28 protein-coding genes are annotated in these 20,308 nt (G+C 34.5%); 25 read left to right on the top strand and 3 right to left on the bottom strand.

All coding sequences use genetic code 11. The features are described 5' to 3' along the window. Positions 1–10: 10 nt before the first annotated feature. From HNQ90_RS04745 to HNQ90_RS04755, 3 genes are all read right to left on the bottom strand, one after another. A complete protein-coding gene (locus tag HNQ90_RS04745; protein ID WP_144115507.1) occupies positions 11–1,465 on the bottom strand; it encodes a SusD/RagB family nutrient-binding outer membrane lipoprotein in 1,455 nt (484 codons plus the stop codon). A 25-nt stretch (positions 1,466–1,490) separates the two neighbouring features. After that, positions 1,491–4,667 (bottom strand): SusC/RagA family TonB-linked outer membrane protein, encoded by a 3,177-nt coding sequence (locus HNQ90_RS04750; RefSeq protein WP_144115508.1) that lies wholly within the window; start codon positions 4,665–4,667, stop codon positions 1,491–1,493. Between the two features lie 117 nt (positions 4,668–4,784). After that, positions 4,785–6,479 (bottom strand): POTRA domain-containing protein, encoded by a 1,695-nt coding sequence (locus HNQ90_RS04755; protein WP_144115509.1) that lies wholly within the window; start codon positions 6,477–6,479, stop codon positions 4,785–4,787. Between the two features lie 179 nt (positions 6,480–6,658). On the opposite strand from HNQ90_RS04755, the gene rpsL reads away from it, so the two are divergent. The 25 genes from rpsL (at position 6,659) to secY (ending at position 20,301) form a co-directional block, all read left to right on the top strand. Beyond that, a complete protein-coding gene (gene rpsL / locus HNQ90_RS04760; RefSeq protein ID WP_019386263.1) occupies positions 6,659–7,033 on the top strand; it encodes a 30S ribosomal protein S12 in 375 nt (124 codons plus the stop codon). Between the two features lie 21 nt (positions 7,034–7,054). Further along, positions 7,055–7,531, top strand: a complete 477-nt coding sequence (gene rpsG / locus HNQ90_RS04765) for a 30S ribosomal protein S7 (RefSeq protein WP_144115510.1) — start codon at positions 7,055–7,057, stop codon at positions 7,529–7,531. 3 nt (positions 7,532–7,534) lie between these two features. Further along, on the top strand, positions 7,535–9,661 hold the full coding sequence (fusA, locus tag HNQ90_RS04770; protein WP_144115511.1) for an elongation factor G: 2,127 nt from the start codon (positions 7,535–7,537) through the stop codon (positions 9,659–9,661). Positions 9,662–9,672: 11 nt separating this feature from the next. Next, on the top strand, positions 9,673–9,978 hold the full coding sequence (gene rpsJ, locus HNQ90_RS04775) for a 30S ribosomal protein S10 (protein WP_007650482.1): 306 nt from the start codon (positions 9,673–9,675) through the stop codon (positions 9,976–9,978). Positions 9,979–10,102: 124 nt separating this feature from the next. Then, positions 10,103–10,720 (top strand): 50S ribosomal protein L3, encoded by a 618-nt coding sequence (gene rplC / locus HNQ90_RS04780; protein ID WP_144115512.1) that lies wholly within the window; start codon positions 10,103–10,105, stop codon positions 10,718–10,720. Then, positions 10,720–11,349 carry a 50S ribosomal protein L4 gene (gene rplD, locus HNQ90_RS04785; protein ID WP_092847758.1) on the top strand — a complete coding sequence of 210 codons (630 nt, stop codon included), beginning with the start codon at positions 10,720–10,722 and terminating at the stop codon, positions 11,347–11,349. Before rplC ends, rplD begins: the two co-directional genes overlap by 1 nt. 5 nt (positions 11,350–11,354) lie before the next feature. Further along, positions 11,355–11,645: a 50S ribosomal protein L23 gene (gene rplW / locus HNQ90_RS04790; protein WP_072399589.1), complete on the top strand. Its 291-nt coding sequence runs from the start codon at positions 11,355–11,357 to the stop codon at positions 11,643–11,645. 10 nt (positions 11,646–11,655) lie between these two features. Further along, the gene (rplB, locus tag HNQ90_RS04795) at positions 11,656–12,483 is read left to right on the top strand and encodes a 50S ribosomal protein L2 (protein WP_144115513.1); all 828 of its coding nucleotides are present in this window, start codon (positions 11,656–11,658) and stop codon (positions 12,481–12,483) included. A 3-nt stretch (positions 12,484–12,486) separates the two neighbouring features. Then, positions 12,487–12,765, top strand: coding sequence for a 30S ribosomal protein S19 (gene rpsS / locus HNQ90_RS04800; RefSeq protein ID WP_034043300.1), 279 nt, complete (start codon positions 12,487–12,489; stop codon positions 12,763–12,765). Positions 12,766–12,771: 6 nt separating this feature from the next. Further along, a complete protein-coding gene (rplV, locus tag HNQ90_RS04805; RefSeq protein ID WP_144115514.1) occupies positions 12,772–13,179 on the top strand; it encodes a 50S ribosomal protein L22 in 408 nt (135 codons plus the stop codon). Between the two features lie 7 nt (positions 13,180–13,186). After that, positions 13,187–13,906, top strand: coding sequence for a 30S ribosomal protein S3 (rpsC, locus tag HNQ90_RS04810; protein ID WP_092847748.1), 720 nt, complete (start codon positions 13,187–13,189; stop codon positions 13,904–13,906). Between the two features lie 21 nt (positions 13,907–13,927). Then, entirely contained in the window at positions 13,928–14,347 is a 420-nt protein-coding gene (rplP, locus tag HNQ90_RS04815) for a 50S ribosomal protein L16 (protein ID WP_092847745.1), read from the top strand. Between the two features lie 12 nt (positions 14,348–14,359). Then, the gene (rpmC, locus tag HNQ90_RS04820) at positions 14,360–14,551 is read left to right on the top strand and encodes a 50S ribosomal protein L29 (protein WP_034043309.1); all 192 of its coding nucleotides are present in this window, start codon (positions 14,360–14,362) and stop codon (positions 14,549–14,551) included. A 12-nt stretch (positions 14,552–14,563) separates the two neighbouring features. After that, the gene (gene rpsQ, locus HNQ90_RS04825) at positions 14,564–14,821 is read left to right on the top strand and encodes a 30S ribosomal protein S17 (RefSeq protein ID WP_019386276.1); all 258 of its coding nucleotides are present in this window, start codon (positions 14,564–14,566) and stop codon (positions 14,819–14,821) included. 2 nt (positions 14,822–14,823) lie between these two features. Continuing rightward, entirely contained in the window at positions 14,824–15,192 is a 369-nt protein-coding gene (gene rplN, locus HNQ90_RS04830) for a 50S ribosomal protein L14 (protein ID WP_069831953.1), read from the top strand. A gap of 15 nt (positions 15,193–15,207) precedes the next feature. Beyond that, positions 15,208–15,519 (top strand): 50S ribosomal protein L24, encoded by a 312-nt coding sequence (gene rplX / locus HNQ90_RS04835; RefSeq protein ID WP_144115515.1) that lies wholly within the window; start codon positions 15,208–15,210, stop codon positions 15,517–15,519. Between the two features lie 2 nt (positions 15,520–15,521). Next, entirely contained in the window at positions 15,522–16,073 is a 552-nt protein-coding gene (gene rplE, locus HNQ90_RS04840) for a 50S ribosomal protein L5 (protein WP_144115516.1), read from the top strand. A gap of 3 nt (positions 16,074–16,076) precedes the next feature. Continuing rightward, a complete protein-coding gene (gene rpsN, locus HNQ90_RS04845) occupies positions 16,077–16,346 on the top strand; it encodes a 30S ribosomal protein S14 (protein ID WP_144115517.1) in 270 nt (89 codons plus the stop codon). A gap of 68 nt (positions 16,347–16,414) precedes the next feature. Further along, complete coding sequence (rpsH, locus tag HNQ90_RS04850; RefSeq protein WP_144115518.1) at positions 16,415–16,813, top strand: 30S ribosomal protein S8; 399 nt, start codon at positions 16,415–16,417, stop codon at positions 16,811–16,813. An 18-nt stretch (positions 16,814–16,831) separates the two neighbouring features. After that, entirely contained in the window at positions 16,832–17,374 is a 543-nt protein-coding gene (gene rplF, locus HNQ90_RS04855) for a 50S ribosomal protein L6 (RefSeq protein ID WP_144115519.1), read from the top strand. A 10-nt stretch (positions 17,375–17,384) separates the two neighbouring features. After that, positions 17,385–17,741: a 50S ribosomal protein L18 gene (rplR, locus tag HNQ90_RS04860; RefSeq protein WP_144115520.1), complete on the top strand. Its 357-nt coding sequence runs from the start codon at positions 17,385–17,387 to the stop codon at positions 17,739–17,741. Positions 17,742–17,747: 6 nt separating this feature from the next. Continuing rightward, positions 17,748–18,272 (top strand): 30S ribosomal protein S5, encoded by a 525-nt coding sequence (rpsE, locus tag HNQ90_RS04865; protein ID WP_092847729.1) that lies wholly within the window; start codon positions 17,748–17,750, stop codon positions 18,270–18,272. 11 nt (positions 18,273–18,283) lie between these two features. Then, positions 18,284–18,463 (top strand): 50S ribosomal protein L30, encoded by a 180-nt coding sequence (gene rpmD, locus HNQ90_RS04870; RefSeq protein WP_019386285.1) that lies wholly within the window; start codon positions 18,284–18,286, stop codon positions 18,461–18,463. Between the two features lie 15 nt (positions 18,464–18,478). Next, positions 18,479–18,931 carry a 50S ribosomal protein L15 gene (rplO, locus tag HNQ90_RS04875; protein ID WP_144115521.1) on the top strand — a complete coding sequence of 151 codons (453 nt, stop codon included), beginning with the start codon at positions 18,479–18,481 and terminating at the stop codon, positions 18,929–18,931. 14 nt (positions 18,932–18,945) lie between these two features. Next, positions 18,946–20,301 (top strand): preprotein translocase subunit SecY, encoded by a 1,356-nt coding sequence (gene secY, locus HNQ90_RS04880; protein WP_144115522.1) that lies wholly within the window; start codon positions 18,946–18,948, stop codon positions 20,299–20,301. Positions 20,302–20,308 lie beyond the last annotated feature (7 nt).

Raw genomic sequence — 20,308 nt, forward strand, 5'->3', positions numbered from 1 at the left:
TTTCTTTTTTTTAATTAGCATCATACCAAACTGGCTCTGTAATTTTAATTACAGTATTGGGAGCGTTAGTATTTCTTTGGCTTTCTTCTTGAGGGTATTCAAATCGTTTAGGGAATTGACCACCTGTTTTTCCTTCCACTGAATATGCAAACTGACCAGGTACATATCCTGGAGATGTTTGATCGACCGTAGATACTTTAGGATATCCAGTTCTGTTATGTTCAATAAATGATTCAAATCCGTTGCCAGGAAAAAGTGATACCCATTTTTGAGTAATAATAGCTTCAACATTCTCTTCGGTACTAGCATTTGGATATGCGTAATTACCGCTGATAAATGTTGTAGCATCCGCACCCCATTGGTCAAATGCAGCAGTAACTCCATCTTCGTATAAAGTTTGAGCGTTTGTACCTCCCATATATCTTGCACGTGCTTCTGCTTGTAAAAATAAGCTTTCTGCCTTAGAGATAAAATAGAACGGTGCGTCAGCTGATAAAATTACAACAGATGCACTTCCGCTTCCGTCGTCAAAGTCACCTTGGTTTTGAAAAGTAGTTCCGTCATAAAAACTAGCTAATCTTGGGTCGCTATTAGAATCTAAATAGCTGCCTAAAGTAGTACTTGCTCTTAGGTTTGTTGCAACATTTAATTGACGTCTATCTGTTTCATATAAAGGGTTACTTTTACTGTCTTCATCAGTAAACTGAGTGATAGCCGCATCTTCATTTAAGAATGAAGCACCAGAATTAATTAAAGATGTAATTCCGTTTTGGGCAACAGTAGGTCTAACCTCAGATTGTCTTAAGTAGATTTTAAGTAATAAAGTATTTGCAAATTGTGTCCATTTAGTCATATCTCCTCCAAAGAGAAAATCAGAAGCTCCAGGGGTGTTATCTACTGGTGAATCAGCTAAGTTTCTTCCTAATGCATTTTTTAAATCGGCTACCATATTATCATATACTAACTCAGGTGCATCAAAAGCAGGGTTTAAAATTGCTGCATTGTTTGCTTCAGTGTAAGGAATAGAACCATAAAAATCTATTAGTAAGTGAGATGCATATACTTCTAATGTTGTGGCAACTAGATAGAAATTCCAGTTTTCTTGAGCCAAGGCATTGGCTTTTACATTTCTAGCATCAGTTAAAGCATCGTACATTGAAGACCAGCTTCCATTAATGAAGTTGTCCGCAGCTCCTAATGTGTAGTCATCAATATTTTTGTATTGATTCGCTACAGCACTTTGTGTCCAAAATTGACTCCAAAATCCACCAGCTAAAGCATAATATGATCCTGCACTTGCTGCTATACCTGTTTGTGCAGCTGGCATTTGAGAGCCCATCGGTACTTGTGATGGTGCTAATAAATCTGGGTCTATATTAATATCTAAGTCCGTATCACATGCTACAAAGAATAACATGGTACTAGCAACAAAAAGGCTAGATATTTTTTTATATATATTTTTCATTTTTATTTGAGTATTTTAAGTTTTGTTAAAATGTTAATTTAATACTACCACCATAAGCTCTTTGTGATGGATTAGCAGCAAATTCTCCAAATTCACTTCTTATTCCTCTACCGTAACTTGTTGTTTCTGGATCTACATAAGTGTTATCTGCTGGTGTCCATAAAAACAGGTTTTTACCATAAATAGTAAATGTTAGGTTAGTCAAGTTTAACTGATCAATTACCTTAGACGGGAATGAGTAAGATAATGAAACGTCTCTTAGTCTGATAAACGTTTTATCGATAATATGATCTTGTTCTACAGCTGCATTTTGTTGTGTATTATAAAAAGCTGTTACATCATCAAATGCTACTGGAGTTGTGTTTTCAACATAACCACCAGATCCATCAGGAACTACCGAGTTTGGTATTATCCATGGGTTTCTGCCGTTATATGTTGTTTCGATACCATTACCAACAAAATAGTTAAGACGTTTTGTGTATGAATACATTTCACCACCTTGTTTCCAGTCCCATCCCATATTGAATGTGAAATCTTTATAAGTGAATGTGTTTTTTAATCCCATTATAAAATCTCTCTGAGAATTTCCTAGCTCAACTTCAGTACCATCATAAGTATAATATCCTGTGTCAGGATTTGCAATTATTTGCCCTTCATCATTTCTTGTAGGCGCTGGACCGTAAAATGTTCCAAGTGGTTTTCCTTCTTCGGCATAGAAATTAACTCCGTAAGCATTGTAAATAGATACTTTTCCATCGTCATTTCCAACTCTAGTTACTTCACTATCATTTTTAGTAAACGTATAGCTTAAATTCCAAGAAAAGTTGTCTGAAACAATAGGTTTAGCTGTAAGTAATAATTCTATACCTTTGTTTGTTAAGTCAACAGGGTTAGCTGTAACAGTTGAGTATCCTGTTGAACGTGCTACAGGTAGGTCAACGATTAAATCGTTAGTTTTTCTACTATATAATGAAACGTCTAAACCAAGTCTTCTGTTAAAGAATTGAGTATCAAATCCTAACTCGATTTCATCTGTAAGTTCAGGTTTTAAGTTTTGATTTTCAATTCTTCCAAAAATCTCATAAGCATTAACACCTCCAAACGGATAAGTTACGTTTCCAAAATAAGCATCGTTTGCTGATTGACCTGCTGTGGCAGATACGCTGTAAACATTTGTGTCATTACCTACTCTAGCAAAACCACCTCTTAACTTAGTAAATGTACTTCCATTGTCAATAACAATAGCAGCTAAAGATGCAGAAGGGTAGAAGTATGAGTTGTTAGCTAATGGTAAAGTAGAAGAAAAATCATTTCTAGCAGTAACTGTTAAGAAATATTTGTCTAAATAACCAAATTCAGCTTGACCATAAATACCAAATACACGTCTTACATAATCACTTTGTGCTAAAACTGGTGTAGATGCAGAGTTACTAAGTTCATAATAGTTAGGTAAATCTAAATCGTTAACCGTTACGCTTAATGACTCTCCATTTCTTTCATTAAAGTTAATTCCTCCTAAAGCATTTAAAGTTAAATCTTCAGAAATATTAGTGTTGTAGTTTAAGTTAAGGTAAGTATCAAATTCTCTGTTAGTATATTTTGATTCTTGTACAGCTCCAACTACTCCGTTTGCTCCTCCAAGGTCTTGAGGAGATCCAGGTACATATTCAATTATAGCTCCGTAACGTTTAATGCTTTCGTTGTCGATATCTGTACCTACTTGAAATTGTGCAGAAAATTTATCTGTAAAGGCATAATTAAAGTTTGCATTACCATAGAATCTATCTTTTTTGATCTCTACACTATTAGAGTTTAAAGTTACATATGGGTTAGCAGCATAAGGCGTGTAGAAGTAACTAGGTGTATTAAAAAGGTTAGTTTGGTCTTCTAAATCAATAATACTAATATCGTTTGGTATTTGAATTAACTCTTGAGTTAAAGATTTACCAAATCCAGCATCATCTCCTTGTCCAGTAGGAATAGCAGATTGCTCTTTATGTGCGTAATTTGCGCTTAGACGTACTTTAAATTTATCTGAACCAATACCAGCGTTAACACCAAAGTTGTTCTTTACGAAAGTATCACCATCTGAAGGGAAAATACCATCAACATCTACTCTAGAATAAGTAAACGCAACATCTGAGTTATCGTTACCACTACTAATAGTGATACTGTTATTAAAAGAGGTTCCTGTTTCATAAAAATCTCTAACATTATTCTCTAATGCTTCATAAGGCTTTATAAGTTGTGAATTATCAATAATTCTACTCCAAGGTCTTATTTGACCATTAAAAGGTGCTCCCCATGATCCATTTTCATTACTTGCTGCTGTAGATCCTTCTCCTGTTACACTAGAGTAAGAAGCTCCGGCCCAACCTGTACCAAATTCTTTTTGAGTATCTGTTGTTCTTGCTAGCTCTAAGAAATCTGTAGAAGAAGATATACTAACTCTCATTTTATTCTTACCTCTTTTGGTTTGAATAATAATAGCTCCATTTGCTGCTCTAGAACCATATAAGGCTGTTGCTGCAGCACCTTTTAAGAAGTTAATGCTTTCAATGTTATTAGGGTCAATATCATTTACACCAGATCCGGCATCGAAAGAACTTGTGCTCCCCACACTACTATTTGATCTATCTAGAATAGGAGAACCATCTACAACATAAAGCGGCGCATTAGATCCTGTAATTGAACTAATACCTCTAAAAATAACTTTTGTTGACGCTCCTGGTTGAGCTGGTGAAGAAATATCAACACCCGCAATTTTACCTGAAAGAGTTTCAAGTGGGTTACTAGTAGATACTTCAGTAAGATCCTTGTTAGAAACCTTTGTCGCTGAATATCCTAGGGATTTTGATTGACGTTTAATACCAAAAGCAGTTACAACTACTTCTTCTAAAGATTCTGCATCTTCTTCAAGTGTAACATTAATTTTGCTTGAAGCGCCAACAGCAACCTCTTTCGTAGTGTATCCAACAAAACTAAATACCAAAGTACCTCCTTGGTTAGCTTTTAATGAATAATTACCATCGAAATCTGATGATGTACCTGATGAAGTACCTTTTACTAAGACAGTAGCTCCAGGTAGTGGGAGCCCTGAGGCATCCGATACTGTTCCTGAAATTGTCTTTTCTTGTGCGAACGTTAGTTGCACGACAAACGCTAGTAATAGCGTTAGAATTCCACTAAACTTTGTTTTCATTTTGTAATTATTTGAATTAGTCAATGCCAAAAATCATAAATTAAAGTTAATAAAACAATAAATAATGGTTAAAATTTGGGGAAATGCTCAAATTTTTAAGGATTTAATAAATGAGAACTAGAAATTTGCGGTCAAACTGAAGTGTAATTTAGAATTAGCTAATTTAAATGGTGTATTCTCATTTTTGCCATTAGCATAGTTAAGTTTCAGTAGGCCTGACTTTGTAAGAATAGCAAACCCAAAGCCGTAACCAAACAGTTTTTCTTTGGTGCTTTGCGTTTTGTTTTCAAAATAACCGGCGTCGATAATGCTATGGATGTAAATGGAATTGTTTAATTGATATCGGTATTCAGTATTTATTAAGTTGTAAAAAGTAGCGTTCAAACTATTTTCTTCAAAACCTCTTAATGAGTTTATACCTCCAAATCTTAATAATTCATTTTCAAAATAGCTGTTTGATATTAAACTGTTTCCATTTGTTTTAATATATAAACTGTTTTTATTGTTTAAGTTTATAATTTTCATTAATTCGAATGAAATTTGTGACTGCTTTTCTTTGTTATCTTTAGTTATTCTGTTTCCGATTCCGGTTTCAAAATATATTTTGGAACTTATGGGGAATAGTAAGTTATTGTTTTGCTGTTTTACATATTGATATGCTAAGTTGTATAGCGTCGTATTATAATCGTTTATGTTTAAGCTATTATTGTTGTTGAGTGTATTGTTTGATTCTGTGGTGGTGATTCCGGCAAATATTTTAGAGCTAGAATTTATTTGGTAGTTAATCTTTACGTGTTGGTTTACAGTTGTAAACGAGGTGTCTTTTTTAAAAATTCTCAACATTAAGTTTATGCCAATTGGTGAATTGAATAGATAGGGTAGCTCGGTATTAACTTCAAATGTTTTTTGATCGTTCTCATCGCTCTTGTAACGTAGGCTGAAAGATTCTCCAAAATTTAAATTGTTATTAAGCTTAAGATTTAAATAACCATCAAACTCTAGTTTATTCGTTTCTTCGTTTGTTCCAAATCCTAAAAAGCCATCAAAATTGTTGCTTTTAGATTTTTCTAGGTATAGATAAAGTGTTGTAGAATCTTTTAAAAATAAAACTTCTGGTGCTTTTACTTCGTTTGCGAAATTCAAGTTTGTTAGTTGTTCAGTTTTTGATTTTATGTTATCTATATCAAAGTTTTGATTTTGTTTTATTTTTAAATAATGTTTTAAATAGGATTTTGGGAATTTCTCATAGCCCTGTACTTTAATATTGCTTATGGTTCGTTTAGTGGTGTTATTGCTGGTTATTAATTGCGCTTTTAAAGTTCTATTTTTTTTTATTTCAAGTTGAGATAGTTTGACTTTAGAGAACGGGAAGCCTTTTTGAGAAATCTCGGTATTTATAATGTTTAATGCTTTTTCAATATTTTGTAACTTAAGGATGAAATAGTCGTTATAAATATCGTTAGAAACTAAATTTAGTGTAGATGTATCGGTTTTTGTATTATCGTAAAATATATATAAGGAGTCAAATTTGTTTTTTAAGTGCATTGTAGAATGAAACGTACTATCGTTTATCCTTTTAATAGCGAATAATTCATTTTCAATATAGCCTAGTTTTGAAAACTTATTCTGCGCCGCTTTAGTTTCGTTTCTTATGGACTTGTAGTCTTTATGAAATTTAACGTAGCCAATGGAATCTATTATAAGTGTTTCTAATTCGTTTTCTCCTCCAATATTTAAAATTAAATTCTGACTTAAGCCTTCTAAAGAAAAAAGGATATATATAATAAGGATGAAGTAAGAAGGTTTTTGCACTTTTTTAAACGGCTTTTTTTTATGTAAATCTAACGTAAAATCTAGGTTTATAATATGGAGATTGATAATATTTTTGAAAACTCTTAAAAATTAACCGATTAGGATTTGAATTCTAAAAATTAATTTCTACATTTGCACCCCTCTTAAAAAGAGGATAATAAAATTTATATATAATATATATGCCAACAATTTCGCAATTAGTAAGAAAAGGAAGAGCCAAAATAACCAAGAAGAGTAAATCGGCTGCTTTAGATTCTTGTCCGCAAAGACGTGGTGTGTGTACTCGTGTTTACACAACAACTCCTAAAAAACCAAATTCAGCAATGAGAAAGGTAGCAAGGGTTCGTTTAACAAACGGTAACGAGGTTAACGCATACATCGGTGGTGAAGGACACAATCTACAAGAGCACTCGATAGTATTGGTTAGAGGTGGAAGGGTAAAAGATTTACCAGGAGTTAGATATCACATTGTACGTGGTGCTTTAGACACAGCAGGTGTTTCAGGTAGAACGCAACGTAGATCTAAGTATGGTGCAAAACGCCCTAAAAAGTAATTAAAACTTTAAGAAGAAGACATGAGAAAAAGAGCAGCAAAAAAGAGACCGCTTTTACCAGACCCTAAATTTAACGATCAGTTAGTAACTCGTTTCGTTAACATGATGATGTGGGATGGAAAAAAGTCTGTCGCTTTTAAGGTATTCTACGATGCAATTGATATTGTAGATTCGAAAAAAACTGACGAAGAGAAAACAGGTTTAGAAATCTGGAAAGATGCCTTATCTAACGTTATGCCTCACGTAGAAGTACGTAGTCGTCGTGTTGGTGGAGCAACATTCCAAATTCCAATGCAAATTCGTCCAGATCGTAAAGTTTCTACTGCAATGAAATGGTTAATTAGCTATTCACGTAAAAGAAACGAAAAATCAATGGCGTTACGTTTAGCCTCTGAGGTTTTAGCAGCAGCTAAAGAAGAAGGAGCGGCGGTTAAGAAAAGAGTTGATACTCACAAAATGGCAGAAGCAAACAAAGCATTCTCTCACTTTAGATTCTAAGACATGGCAAGAGATTTAAAATATACAAGAAACATAGGAATTGCTGCTCATATTGATGCTGGTAAAACAACAACAACAGAGCGTATTCTTTATTATACTGGAGTTTCTCACAAAATTGGAGAAGTACATGATGGTGCTGCTACAATGGACTGGATGGAGCAAGAGCAAGAAAGAGGTATTACAATTACTTCTGCTGCTACAACTTGTGAATGGAAATTCCCTATTGAAAATGGTGAACCAACAGCAGATGCTAAGGATTACCACTTTAATATTATTGACACACCAGGTCACGTTGATTTTACTGTTGAAGTAAATCGTTCATTACGTGTTCTTGATGGTTTAGTGTTTTTATTTAGTGCAGTTGATGGTGTTGAGCCTCAATCTGAAACTAACTGGAGATTAGCTGATAACTATAAAGTGCCTAGAATTGGTTTCGTTAATAAAATGGACCGTCAAGGATCAGACTTTTTAGGAGTTTGTCAACAAGTAAAAGATATGTTAAAATCTAACGCGGTGCCAATCGTTTTAAACATTGGTGACGAAGATGATTTTAGAGGTATTATAGATTTAGTAAAAAACAGAGCTATCGTATGGCATGATGAAACTCAAGGGGCAACTTTTGATGTTATTGAAATTCCAGACGATTTAAAAGAAGAGGCTCGTAAATACCGTGCTTTACTTATCGAAGAAGTAGCTGGATATGACGAGAATCTTTTAGAGAAATTCATGGAAGATGAAAATTCTATTACTGAAGACGAAGTGCATGCTGCACTTAGAGCTGCTGTAATGGATATGGCTATTATTCCTATGATTTGTGGTTCTGCTTTTAAAAATAAAGGTGTTCAGTTCTTATTAGATGCTGTATGTCGTTATTTACCTTCTCCAATGGATAAAGAAGGTATTGTTGGAACAAATCCTGATACAGATAAAGAAGAAATTCGTAAGCCATCTGTAAAAGAGCCGTTCGCAGCATTAGCATTTAAAATTGCTACCGATCCTTTTGTAGGTCGTTTAGCTTTCTTTAGAGCTTATTCAGGTCGTTTAGACGCAGGTTCTTACGTATTGAATAACCGTTCAGGTAAAAAAGAGCGTATTTCTCGTATTTACCAAATGCACGCTAACAAGCAAAACGCAATTGATTATATAGAAGCTGGAGATATTGGAGCTGCTGTTGGATTTAAATCTATCAAAACAGGAGATACACTTTCAGATGAAAAGCACCCAATTGTATTAGAGTCTATGGACTTCCCAGATCCAGTAATTGGTATTGCGGTTGAGCCAAAAACTAAGGCTGATGTAGATAAATTAGGTATGGGCTTAGCTAAATTAGCTGAAGAAGATCCTACATTTACTGTACGTTCAGACGAAGCTTCAGGACAGACTATTATTTCTGGAATGGGTGAGTTACACTTAGATGTAATTGTAGATCGTTTAAAACGTGAATTCAAAGTAGAGGTTAATCAAGGTCAACCTCAAGTTGAGTATAAGGAGGCTATTACAGCTTCTGCAGATCATAGAGAAGTTTACAAGAAACAATCTGGTGGTCGTGGTAAATTCGCAGATATTGTGTTTACTATTGAGCCAGCTGATGAAGGACAAATTGGACTTCAGTTTGAATCTGTAATTAAAGGTGGTAACGTTCCTAAAGAATTTATCCCTTCAATTGAAAAAGGATTTAAACAAGCAATGGTAAATGGACCATTAGCAGGTTTTGAGGTAGACGCTATGAAAATTACGTTAAGAGATGGATCTTACCATGATGTGGATTCTGATCAATTATCTTTCGAATTAGCTGCTAAATTAGGTTTCAAAAACGTTGCAAAAGCGGCTAAGGCTGTTATTATGGAGCCTATTATGAAACTTGAAGTTATCACTCCAGAAGAAAACATGGGTGATATTGTAGGTGATTTAAATAGAAGAAGAGGTCAAGTAAGTGACATGGGTGATAGAGCTGGTGCAAAAACGGTAAAAGCTACTGTACCATTATCAGAAATGTTTGGTTATGTAACAACATTAAGAACATTATCTTCTGGTCGTGCAACATCAACAATGGAATTTTCACACTATGCTCAAACGCCTTCTAATATATCTGAAGAAGTAATAAAAGCAGCTAAAGGAGTTGAATCGTAAATCTTAAGAAAATGAGTCAAAAAATCAGAATTAAATTAAAATCTTACGATCACAACTTAGTAGATAAGTCTGCTGATAAGATTGTAAAAACAGTAAAGAGTACTGGTGCTGTTGTAACTGGACCAATTCCATTACCAACACACAAGAAAATTTTCACTGTATTACGTTCTCCACACGTAAACAAGAAATCAAGAGAGCAATTTCAATTATCATCTTATAAGAGATTATTGGATATCTACTCTTCGTCATCAAAAACTATTGATGCGTTAATGAAGCTTGAATTACCAAGTGGTGTTGAAGTAGAGATCAAAGTTTAGTTAGATAAACTTACATGTCCTAAGCTGCGAGCGAGGGAAAAACGGTAAAAATACAATTCAAGGCTGAAACGTATTTTCAGCCTTGAATTTTAATGACAAATAGTAATAAATTAAATAAATAATTATGTCTGGGTTAATTGGAAAGAAAATCGGTATGACCAGCATCTTTGATGAAAACGGGAAAAACATTCCTTGTACAGTAATCGAAGCTGGACCATGTATCGTTACCCAAGTCAGAACTGAAGAGGTTGACGGCTATTCTGCTGTTCAATTAGGTTTCGATGACGCGACAGAAAAGAGCGCTACTAAAGCAGACTTAGGTCATGCTAAAAAAGCGGGTACTTCTGTAAAACGCAAAGTTGTTGAATTCAAAGGTTTTGATGCGGAGTACAAATTAGGAGATGCAATCACTGTTGAACATTTCACTGAAGGTGAATTTGTTGATGTAGCAGGAACATCTAAAGGTAAAGGATTTCAAGGTGTTGTAAAACGTCATGGTTTCGGTGGTGTAGGTCAAGCTACTCACGGTCAACATAACCGTTTAAGAGCGCCAGGATCTATTGGAGCTGCATCTTACCCTGCTCGTGTTTTTAAAGGCATGAAAATGGCAGGAAGAATGGGTGGAGACACAGTTAAAGTTCAAAATTTAAGAGTTTTAAAAGTAGTTGCTGAAAAGAACCTACTTGTGATTAAAGGATGTGTTCCTGGTCATAAAAACGCTTATGTAATTATTAGAAAATAATGAAAGTAGCAGTTTTAGATATAAACGGAAAAGACACAGGTAGAAAGGCAGACCTTTCTAAAGATGTGTTTGCTATTGAGCCTAATAATCATGCAGTATATTTGGATGTTAAACAATATTTAGCAAACCAACGTCAAGGAACTCATAAATCGAAAGAAAGAGCTGAGATTTCTGGATCTACTCGTAAGATTAAAAAGCAAAAAGGAACTGGTACAGCAAGAGCAGGTAGTATTAAGTCTGGTGTATTTAAAGGTGGTGGTCGTATGTTCGGTCCAAGACCTAGAAATTACAGCTTCAAACTTAATAAAAACTTAAAGCGTTTAGCGCGTAAGTCTGCCTTAAGTATCAAAGCAGGAGAGAAGTCAATTACAGTTTTAGAAGACTTTAATTTTGATAATGTAAAGACAAAAAACTTTACTGCAGTTTTAAAGGCTTTAGAGCTTGAAAACAAAAAAACACTGTTTGTGTTGGGTGGGTCAAATAATAACGTATATTTGTCATCGCGTAATTTAAAAAGCACAGAAGTTATAACTTCTTCAGAGTTAAGCACTTACAAAATACTTAATGCAGGACAAGTAGTATTGTTAGAAGGAGCTTTAGCAGGAATTGAAACAAATTTAAGTAAATAGAAACAATGAGTATCTTAATTAAACCTATAATCACAGAAAAAGCGACAGCTAATAGCGAGTTGAGAAACTGCTATACTTTCGCAGTGAAAACTAAGGCGAACAAGGTAGAAATCAAAAAAGCGGTTGAGGCTGCTTATGGTGTTTCTGTTGAAAAAGTTCGTACTATAAATGTCCGTCCAGATCGTAGTACCAAGTTTACAAAAACTGGTATTCAACATGGTAAAACAAATGCTGTTAAAAAAGCAATTGTACAACTGGCGGAAGGTGAAATGATTGATTTATACAGTAACATGTAATTAAAGACAGATGTCAGTAAGAAAATTAAAACCAATCACACCAGGACAGCGATTTAGAGTAGTAAACGGCTATGATGCTATTACTACTGATAAGCCGGAAAAGAGTTTACTCGTTCCGAACAAAAGGTCTGGTGGTAGAAACAGTGAAGGAAAAATGACTATGCGCTACATAGGTGGTGGTCATAAAAGAAAGTATCGTATTATCGATTTTAAAAGAGACAAAGCTGGTATTCCTGGTGAAGTAGCTTCAATCCAATACGATCCAAATAGAACAGCTTTTATCGCTCTATTGAATTATCAAGATGGTGAGAAAAGATACATTATTGCTCAAAATGGACTTCAGGTTGGGCAAAATGTAGTGTCAGGTAAAGAAGGTATTGCTCCAGAAATTGGAAATGCAATGCCATTAAGTGAGATTCCTTTAGGAACTATTATTTCTTGTATAGAGTTACGTCCAGGTCAAGGAGCTATTATGGCTCGTAGTGCAGGTGCTTTTGCTCAATTAATGGCAAGAGATGGTAAGTTTGCTACGGTTAAATTGCCTTCAGGTGAAACAAGATTAATTCTTGTAAACTGTATGGCTACAATAGGTGTTGTATCTAACTCAGATCACCAATTATTAGTAGGTGGTAAGGCAGGTAGAACAAGATGGTTAGGAAGAAGACCACGTACTAGACCAGTAGTAATGAATCCAGTCGATCACCCAATGGGTGGTGGTGAAGGTAAGTCTTCAGGTGGACATCCTCGTTCTAGAAACGGTATTCCAGCTAAAGGTTACAGAACCCGTTCTAAGACTAAGGCAAGTAATAAATATATTGTAGAACGTAGAAAGAAATAAGACATGGCAAGATCATTAAAAAAAGGACCTTACGTTCATTATAAGTTAGAAAAGAAAGTAGCCGTTAATGTTGAGAATAACAAAAAAACAGTAATTAAAACTTGGTCTCGTGCTAGTATGATTACTCCAGATTTTGTTGGACAAACAATAGCAGTACACAATGGCCGTCAATTTGTTCCAGTATATGTTACTGAAAACATGGTAGGTCATAAATTAGGAGAATTTTCACCAACACGTTCATTCCGTGGACATGCAGGTGCTAAAAATAAAGGTAAAAAGTAGTAAGCTATGGGAAGTCGTAAAAAACAAATGGCAGACGCTATTAAGGAAGCAAAAAAACACGTTGCTTTTGCTAAACTTAATAACTGTCCTACATCACCGAGAAAAATGCGTTTAGTAGCCGATTTAGTAAGAGGCGAAAAAGTAGAACATGCACTTAATATATTAAAATTCAACCAAAAGGAAGCTTCTGGTCGTTTAGAGAAATTGTTATTGTCTGCAATTGCAAACTGGCAAGCTAAAAACGAAGAGGCTAACATCGAAGAGGCTGAATTGATTGTTAAGGAGATTAGAGTAGATGGCGGATCTATGTTAAAGAGATTACGTCCAGCGCCTCAAGGTCGTGCACACAGAATTAGAAAACGTTCTAACCATGTAACAATAGTGGTAGGAGCTAATAATAACACACAAGCTTAATAAGAGTATGGGACAAAAGACAAATCCAATCGGAAATCGCTTAGGAATTATCAGAGGATGGGAATCTAACTGGTACGGAGGAAACGATTATGGTGATAAACTTGCCGAAGACGATAAGATTAGAAAATACGTTCACGCGCGTTTATCTAAAGCTAGTGTTAGTAGAGTAATAATCGAAAGAACTTTAAAACTTGTAACCGTTACTATCACTACTGCTAGACCTGGTATTATTATCGGAAAAGGTGGCCAAGAGGTAGACAAGTTAAAAGAAGAGCTTAAGAAAATTACTGGAAAGGAAGTTCAGATTAATATCTTTGAAATTAAAAGACCTGAACTTGATGCGTTTTTAGTAGGATCTAGCATCGCTCGTCAAATTGAAAATAGAATTTCATATAGACGTGCAATTAAGATGGCTATTGCTGCTACTATGCGTATGAATGCTGAAGGAATTAAGATCCAAATTAGTGGTCGTTTAAATGGTGCTGAAATGGCACGTTCTGAACACTACAAAGAAGGACGTATTCCTTTATCAACTTTCAGAGCCGATATTGATTATGCTTTAGTTGAGGCACACACTACTTATGGTAGATTAGGTGTTAAAGTATGGATCATGAAAGGTGAAGTATATGGTAAAAGAGAACTTTCTCCGCTTGTTGGATTATCTAAGAAGCAAGGAAAAGGTGGAGCCGGAAGAGGAGGAAACAAAGGACCTCGTCGTAGAAAGTAATTTTTTATAAATTAAAGAAAAATGTTACAGCCTAAAAGAACAAAATTTCGTAAACAACAAAAAGGACGTATGAAAGGACTCTCTGGTAGAGGTCATCAACTTTCAAACGGTACTTTTGGAATAAAAGCAATGGACGCTACGTTTATTACTGCTCGTCAAATCGAAGCAGCTCGTATTGCCGCCACTCGTTACATGAAAAGAGAAGGTCAACTTTGGATAAAAATATTTCCAGACAAGCCTATTACAAAAAAGCCTCTTGAAGTACGTATGGGTAAAGGTAAAGGTGCTGTCGAATTATGGGTAGCAGTATGCAGACCAGGTCGTGTTTTATTTGAAATTGGTGGTGTGCCATTAGACGTTGCAAAAGAAGCATTACGTTTAGCTGCACAAAAATTACCAGTAAAAACTAAGTTTTTAATCGCTCGCGATTACGAAGCATAATAATTTAAGATGATGAAACAATCAGAAATTAAAGAATTATCTGTAGCTGAGTTACAAGAGAAACTTGGTGAAACAAAAAAGAGTTATTCAGACCTAAAATTGGCTCATGCAATATCTCCTTTAGAAAATCCAATTCAATTACGTTCTATAAGAAGAACTGTAGCTAGAATTGCGACTGAATTAACTAAAAGAGAATTACAATAATTCTGCTGAAAGATGGAAACAAGAAATTTAAGAAAAGAACGTATAGGAGTTGTTACTAGTAACAAAATGCAAAAATCAATAGTTGTTGCAGAGGTTAAAAAAGTAAAACACCCTATGTATGGTAAGTTCGTGTTAAAAACAAAGAAATATGTTGCACACGACGAGACAAACGATTGTAATATTGGTGATACAGTAAAGATCATGGAAACTAGACCTTTAAGTAAATCTAAATGTTGGAGATTAGTAGAAATCCTAGAAAGAGCTAAATAATTATGTTACAGCAAGAATCAAGAATAAAAGTAGCAGACAATACTGGAGCAAAAGAGGTTTTAGTTATCCGTGTTTTAGGAGGAACTAAAAGAAGATATGCTTCTGTAGGAGACAAAATAGTTGTTTCTGTAAAGGATGCAACTCCTAATGGAAACATTAAGAAAAAAGCAGTTTCTACAGCAGTTGTTGTGCGTACCAAGAAAGAAGTAAGAAGACCAGACGGATCTTATATAAGATTTGATGATAATGCTTGTGTTTTATTAAACCCAACGGGTGAGATGAGAGGAACACGTGTATTTGGTCCTGTTGCTAGAGAGCTTCGTGATAAACAATTCATGAAGATTGTATCATTAGCACCAGAAGTGCTTTAATACATTATAAGTAAGATGACAAAGCTTAAAATAAAAACTGGAGATACTGTAAGAGTTATTGCTGGAGATCATAAAGGATCTGAAGGTAAAGTTCAAAAGGTATTAATAGAAAAGAACAAAGCGATTGTTGAGGGAGTAAACATGGTGAAGAAACATACTAAACCAAGTGCACAAAATCCTCAAGGTGGAATCGTAGAGAAAGAAGCAGCTATTCATATTTCTAACTTATCATTGTTAACTTCAAAAGGAGAAACAACGAGAGTTAGTTATAAGGTAGAAGGCGATAAAAAAGTAAGATTTTCAACAAAATCTAATGAAGTAATATAGTTATGGCATATTCACCAAGACTTAAAGAAGAGTATAAAAGCAAAATAATTGCTGCTCTTACAGACGAATTTGGGTATAAGAATGTAATGCAAGTTCCTAAACTTAGTAAGATAGTAATATCTAAAGGTGTTGGAGCTGCAGTTGCAGACAAAAAGTTAATCGACTACGCGTTAGAAGAGGTAACTACTATATCTGGACAGAAAGCAATCGCTACATTATCTAAAAAGGATGTTGCAACATTTAAATTACGTAAAGGAATGCCAATTGGTGTTAAAGTAACTTTACGTGGCGAAAAAATGTATGAATTTTTAGACCGTTTAGTAACTTCGGCACTTCCACGTGTTAGAGATTTTAACGGTATAAAAGCAACAGGATTTGATGGTAGAGGTAATTACAACTTAGGAATTACTGAACAAATTATATTCCCAGAAATTAATATTGATAAAGTTAATAAAATTTCAGGTATGGATATTACATTTGTAACTACAGCAGATACTGATAAAGAAGCAAAATCATTATTAACTGAATTAGGATTACCTTTTCAAAAAAACTAAGACATGGCTAAAGAATCAATGAAAGCCCGTGAGGTGAAAAGAGCTAAAACAGTAGCTAAGTATGCAGAGAAACGTAAGGCTTTAAAAGAAGCTGGAGATTACGAAGCATTACAAAAGTTACCTAAAAATGCATCTCCTGTACGTCAGCATAATAGATGTAAATTAACTGGAAGACCTAAAGGATACATGAGAACTTTTGGAATTTCACGTGTAACTTTCAGAGAAATGGCCAATCAAGGTCTTATTCCTGGAGTAAGAAAAGCTAGTTGGTAATATTATTTAAATAATCGGGTTTAAGGTTCGAAATGGTTCGAAAACCAAGACCACAAAATCAATTCATTATGTACTCAGATCCAATTGCGGATTATTTGACAAGAATTAGAAACGCAGTGCGTGCTAACCACAGAGTTGTGGAGATCCCTGCTTCTAATCTTAAAAAAGACATCACTAAAATATTATTCGAACAAGGATATATTTTAAGTTACAAATTTGATGATTCTTCAGTACAAGGAACTATTAAAATAGCTCTTAAGTACAACAAAGAAACAAAAGAACCAGTAATTAAAAAACTTCAAAGAATTAGTACTCCAGGTTTACGTAAGTATGCAGGAGCTAATGATTTACCACGTATCTTAAATGGTTTAGGTGTTGCTATAGTTTCAACTTCTCACGGAGTTATGACGGGTAAACAAGCCAAAAGAGATAATGTTGGTGGTGAAATTTTATGTTACGTACACTAATTTTAAATCCAGAAAGAAATGTCAAGAATAGGAAATAATCCAATAGCCATTCCAGAAGGTGTAACAGTAGACGTTAAAGATAACGTAGTAACTGTAAAAGGAAAATTAGGAGAGTTAACGCAAAATTACGATTCTATAGAAATAAAAGTAGAAGAAGGAAATGTATTAGTTACACGTTCTTCTGATACTAAAGACCAAAAAGCAAAACATGGTTTATACAGATCATTAATGCATAATATGGTCGAAGGTGTATCAAAAGGATGGACTAAAGAATTAGAATTGGTGGGTGTTGGTTACAGAGCATCAAACCAAGGACAAAAATTAGATTTAGCCTTAGGATTTTCTCACAATATCATTTTAAATGTTGCTCCAGAAGTAAAGTTGGAAACAATATCTGAAAAAGGAAAAAATCCAATTATAAAATTAACATCATTCGATAAACAACTTGTTGGTCAAGTAGCTGCGAAGATCCGCGGATTTAGAAAGCCTGAACCTTATAAAGGAAAAGGTGTTAAGTTTGTTGGTGAAGAAATAAGAAGAAAAGCAGGTAAATCAGCTTAATAATTAAGTTATGGCATTGACAAAGAACGAAAGAAGACTAAGAATAAAAAACAGAATCCGTAAGGTTGTTTCTGGTACAGAAGCTAGACCTAGATTAGCTGTTTATAGAAGTAATAAAGAAATTTATGCTCAAATAGTTGATGATGTTACTGGTAATACAATCAGTTCAGCATCTTCAAGAGATAAAGACATTAGTGCTGCGAAAGCAACCAAGTCTGAAGTAGCAAAATTAGTAGGCAAAGCAGTTGCTGAAAAAGCTATGAAAGCTGGTATAGATACTATTGCTTTTGATAGAGGTGGATATTTATACCACGGTAGAGTAAAATCATTAGCAGAAGGCGCTAGAGAAGCAGGACTTAAATTCTAAGAAATTATGTTTAAAAAATATAAAAGTGCAGAATTAGTAAAACCAGGTGGATTAGATCTTAAGGATCGTTTAGTTGGTGTACAGAGAGTTACTAAGGTAACTAAAGGTGGTAGAGCATTTGGTTTTTCAGCAATCGTTGTGGTTGGTGATGAGGCAGGTGTTGTAGGACAAGGTTTAGGAAAATCTAAAGACGTTGCTAGTGCAATTGCAAAAGCTGTTGAAGATGCTAAGAAAAACCTAGTTAGAATTCCTATTATTAAAGGAACGTTACCACATGAGCAAAAAGGTAAATACGGTGGAGCTAGAGTAAACATTATTCCTGCTGCCCCTGGTACAGGAGTTATTGCTGGTGGTGCTGTAAGAACAGTTCTTGAGGCAGTTGGTGTACATGATGTATTATCAAAATCTCAAGGATCTTCAAACCCTCATAACGTAGTAAAAGCAACTTTTGATGCTTTATTACAATTAAGAGATGCGAATGCTATTGCTAGAGATAGAGGTATTACACTTGAACAAGTTTTTAACGCTTAATAAAGACAGAGATGGCAAAAATTAAAGTAAAAAAAGTTAAAAGCGCAATCAATCGTACGCAAAGACAAAAAAGAACTTTAGAAGCTCTTGGTCTTAAAAAGATTGGTCAAGTAAAAGAGCATGAAGCTACACCAAATATTCTTGGTATGGTTGCTAAAGTTTCACATTTAGTTTCTGTTGAAGAAGCTTAAAAATATAAACTGAAAATGGATTTAAGTAATTTAAAACCTGCAGAAGGTTCAGTAAAAAACCAAGGTAAGAGAATAGGTAGAGGACAAGGTTCTGGTAAAGGTGGTACGGCAACTCGTGGTCACAAAGGAGCTAAATCTCGTTCTGGTTATTCTAAGAAACTAGGATTTGAAGGTGGTCAAATGCCACTTCAAAGACGTGTTCCTAAGTTTGGTTTTACTAACATTAACCGTATTGAGCACCAAGGTATCAATTTAGATACTTTGCAACAATTGGTTGATGATAAGAAAATTAAAGATACAGTTGATTTTGAAACATTATTCACAAACCGTTTAGTTGATAAAAATGATTTAGTAAAAATCATGGGACGTGGAGAATTAAAAGCAAAATTAAAAGTAACTGCTCATAAGTTTACTGCTTCAGCAAAAGCTGCTATTGAAGCTGCTGGAGGAGAAGCTGTAACTATATAAGACTTTTTATAAGTATGAAATTTATAGAATCAATTAAGAATGTTTGGAAAATAGAGGAACTAAGAAACAGAATCATTGTAACTTTGAGTCTGTTATTAGTTTATCGTTTTGGTGCTCAAGTAGTATTACCAGGTATCGATGCTTCTCAATTAGGAGGTTTAGCTGAAAAAACAGACGGAGGTTTGTTAGGTTTGCTTAACGCTTTTACTGGAGGTGCATTTGCTAATGCTTCGGTTTTCGCACTGGGTATTATGCCTTACATCTCTGCTTCTATTGTTGTACAGTTAATGGGGATAGCTATTCCTTATTTGCAGAAATTGCAAAAAGAGGGCGCTAGTGGTCAGAAAAAAATAAATCAAATTACGCGTTGGTTAACAATTGCTATTTGTTTATTACAAGCACCAGGGTATTTGGCAAGTTTACCAGCATTAGGAATTCCACAAAGTGCATTCTTATTAGGTACAGGTCCATTATTTTATTTCTCATCAGTTACTATTTTAGTAACAGGCTGTATATTTGCAATGTGGTTAGGTGAAAAAATAACCGATAAAGGTATTGGTAATGGTATTTCATTATTAATTATGGTTGGTATTATTGCTACTTTACCACAATCATTTTTACAAAATGCAGCTACTAGATTAGAAGGTGGTGGAAATGGTGGTTTAATGATGGTATTAATTGAGTTTGTTATCTGGTTTGTTATTATTTTAGCTTCTATTATGTTAGTAATGGGCGTTAGAAAGATCGCTGTACAATACGCAAGAAGAACTGCTACTGGTGGATACGAAAAAAGCGCAATGGCTGGTTCAAGACAATACATTCCTTTAAAGCTTAATGCTTCGGGTGTAATGCCAATTATTTTTGCACAAGCTATTATGTTTGTACCTAGTTTAATTGGAGGATCATCTTTCTTAAAAGAAACCACAGCAGGAGCATGGATGCAAACAAACTATTCTGATATGTTCGGTTTTTGGTATAACCTTACGTTTGCTTTATTAATTATAGTATTTACCTATTTTTATACGGCAATAACGGTACCTACCAATAAAATGGCAGACGATTTAAAACGTAGTGGTGGATTTATTCCAGGTATTCGTCCAGGATCTGAGACTTCTGAGTATTTAGATAAAATAATGTCTCAAATAACCTTACCAGGTTCTATATTTTTAGCTCTTATCGCTATATTCCCAGCGTTTATTGTTAAGCTTATGGGAGTTCAACAAGGATGGGCTTTATTTTTTGGAGGAACATCGTTATTAATTATGGTTGGAGTTGCAATTGACACTATGCAACAAATAAATTCTTATTTGTTAAATAGACACTATGATGGTTTGATGAAAACAGGTAAAAATAGAAAAGCAGTAGCTTAATTTATAC

It is taken from the genome of Algibacter amylolyticus (assembly GCF_014202225.1).
GTDB lineage: Bacteria > Bacteroidota > Bacteroidia > Flavobacteriales > Flavobacteriaceae > Algibacter_B > Algibacter_B amylolyticus.

What these genes read in the sequence shown, in the direction of transcription:
- HNQ90_RS04745 (WP_144115507.1), bottom strand. Translation starts at nt 1,465, where the DNA reads ATGAAAAATATATATAAAAAAATATCTAGCCTTTTTGTTGCTAGTACC.
- HNQ90_RS04750 (WP_144115508.1), bottom strand. Translation starts at nt 4,667, where the DNA reads ATGAAAACAAAGTTTAGTGGAATTCTAACGCTATTACTAGCGTTTGTC.
- rpsL (WP_019386263.1), top strand. Translation starts at nt 6,659, where the DNA reads ATGCCAACAATTTCGCAATTAGTAAGAAAAGGAAGAGCCAAAATAACC.
- rpsG (WP_144115510.1), top strand. Translation starts at nt 7,055, where the DNA reads ATGAGAAAAAGAGCAGCAAAAAAGAGACCGCTTTTACCAGACCCTAAA.
- fusA (WP_144115511.1), top strand. Translation starts at nt 7,535, where the DNA reads ATGGCAAGAGATTTAAAATATACAAGAAACATAGGAATTGCTGCTCAT.
- rpsJ (WP_007650482.1), top strand. Translation starts at nt 9,673, where the DNA reads ATGAGTCAAAAAATCAGAATTAAATTAAAATCTTACGATCACAACTTA.
- rplC (WP_144115512.1), top strand. Translation starts at nt 10,103, where the DNA reads ATGTCTGGGTTAATTGGAAAGAAAATCGGTATGACCAGCATCTTTGAT.
- rplD (WP_092847758.1), top strand. Translation starts at nt 10,720, where the DNA reads ATGAAAGTAGCAGTTTTAGATATAAACGGAAAAGACACAGGTAGAAAG.
- rplW (WP_072399589.1), top strand. Translation starts at nt 11,355, where the DNA reads ATGAGTATCTTAATTAAACCTATAATCACAGAAAAAGCGACAGCTAAT.
- rplB (WP_144115513.1), top strand. Translation starts at nt 11,656, where the DNA reads ATGTCAGTAAGAAAATTAAAACCAATCACACCAGGACAGCGATTTAGA.
- rpsS (WP_034043300.1), top strand. Translation starts at nt 12,487, where the DNA reads ATGGCAAGATCATTAAAAAAAGGACCTTACGTTCATTATAAGTTAGAA.
- rplV (WP_144115514.1), top strand. Translation starts at nt 12,772, where the DNA reads ATGGGAAGTCGTAAAAAACAAATGGCAGACGCTATTAAGGAAGCAAAA.
- rpsC (WP_092847748.1), top strand. Translation starts at nt 13,187, where the DNA reads ATGGGACAAAAGACAAATCCAATCGGAAATCGCTTAGGAATTATCAGA.
- rplP (WP_092847745.1), top strand. Translation starts at nt 13,928, where the DNA reads ATGTTACAGCCTAAAAGAACAAAATTTCGTAAACAACAAAAAGGACGT.
- rpmC (WP_034043309.1), top strand. Translation starts at nt 14,360, where the DNA reads ATGAAACAATCAGAAATTAAAGAATTATCTGTAGCTGAGTTACAAGAG.
- rpsQ (WP_019386276.1), top strand. Translation starts at nt 14,564, where the DNA reads ATGGAAACAAGAAATTTAAGAAAAGAACGTATAGGAGTTGTTACTAGT.
- rplN (WP_069831953.1), top strand. Translation starts at nt 14,824, where the DNA reads ATGTTACAGCAAGAATCAAGAATAAAAGTAGCAGACAATACTGGAGCA.
- rplX (WP_144115515.1), top strand. Translation starts at nt 15,208, where the DNA reads ATGACAAAGCTTAAAATAAAAACTGGAGATACTGTAAGAGTTATTGCT.
- rplE (WP_144115516.1), top strand. Translation starts at nt 15,522, where the DNA reads ATGGCATATTCACCAAGACTTAAAGAAGAGTATAAAAGCAAAATAATT.
- rpsN (WP_144115517.1), top strand. Translation starts at nt 16,077, where the DNA reads ATGGCTAAAGAATCAATGAAAGCCCGTGAGGTGAAAAGAGCTAAAACA.
- rpsH (WP_144115518.1), top strand. Translation starts at nt 16,415, where the DNA reads ATGTACTCAGATCCAATTGCGGATTATTTGACAAGAATTAGAAACGCA.
- rplF (WP_144115519.1), top strand. Translation starts at nt 16,832, where the DNA reads ATGTCAAGAATAGGAAATAATCCAATAGCCATTCCAGAAGGTGTAACA.
- rplR (WP_144115520.1), top strand. Translation starts at nt 17,385, where the DNA reads ATGGCATTGACAAAGAACGAAAGAAGACTAAGAATAAAAAACAGAATC.
- rpsE (WP_092847729.1), top strand. Translation starts at nt 17,748, where the DNA reads ATGTTTAAAAAATATAAAAGTGCAGAATTAGTAAAACCAGGTGGATTA.
- rpmD (WP_019386285.1), top strand. Translation starts at nt 18,284, where the DNA reads ATGGCAAAAATTAAAGTAAAAAAAGTTAAAAGCGCAATCAATCGTACG.
- rplO (WP_144115521.1), top strand. Translation starts at nt 18,479, where the DNA reads ATGGATTTAAGTAATTTAAAACCTGCAGAAGGTTCAGTAAAAAACCAA.
- secY (WP_144115522.1), top strand. Translation starts at nt 18,946, where the DNA reads ATGAAATTTATAGAATCAATTAAGAATGTTTGGAAAATAGAGGAACTA.